The sequence below is a fragment of the Paraburkholderia sp. SIMBA_053 genome (assembly GCF_046534895.1).
In the GTDB taxonomy this organism is placed as follows: domain Bacteria; phylum Pseudomonadota; class Gammaproteobacteria; order Burkholderiales; family Burkholderiaceae; genus Paraburkholderia; species Paraburkholderia caledonica.
In genome coordinates this window covers 1-462 of sequence record NZ_JAWRXU010000105.1, presented here as the reverse complement: position 1 = coordinate 462, position 462 = coordinate 1, and the positions used below count along the sequence as shown (strand labels likewise).

The 462-nt window shown below is 63.2% G+C and carries 1 protein-coding gene; it reads left to right on the top strand.

What is annotated here, in order from left to right:
- Positions 1-24: 24 nt before the first annotated feature.
- Positions 25-462 (top strand): helix-turn-helix domain-containing protein (locus SB753_RS34770; RefSeq protein WP_410804573.1); only part of this gene is annotated, 438 nt, incomplete at its 3' end.

Here is a 462-nt window from a genome sequence, read left to right as displayed (position 1 = left end):
GCGGGCAACCGCTGCGCAGACACTATGGCAGCCATCGACAAACTCAAGACCACGGCCACCGCGCCCCGCAAGCGCGCCGCCGCCCCGCTCACGTCCGACGTGGACGCCGCCGATAAGGGCGAATCGCTGTCGTCGATCGCGCGCGTGTTCGCGATCCTCGGCGCGATTGGCGACAGCGGGCAGATTGGCATCAGCGAGCTATCGCAACGGCTTTCGCTATCGAAGACGACTGTGCATCGCGTGCTGCAAACGCTGAAGGCGCTTGGGTATGTGACGCAAGAGGTCGAGACCGAGCGCTATCACCTCACCATCCGGCTGTTCGAACTCGGTGCGAAGGCGCTGGAAAGCGTTGATCTCGTGCGCGAGGCTGATATCGAGATGCGGCGCATTGCGGGCGCGACGCGTGAGGCCGTGCACCTCGGCACGTTTGACGAAGACGCGATTATCTATATCCACAAGATC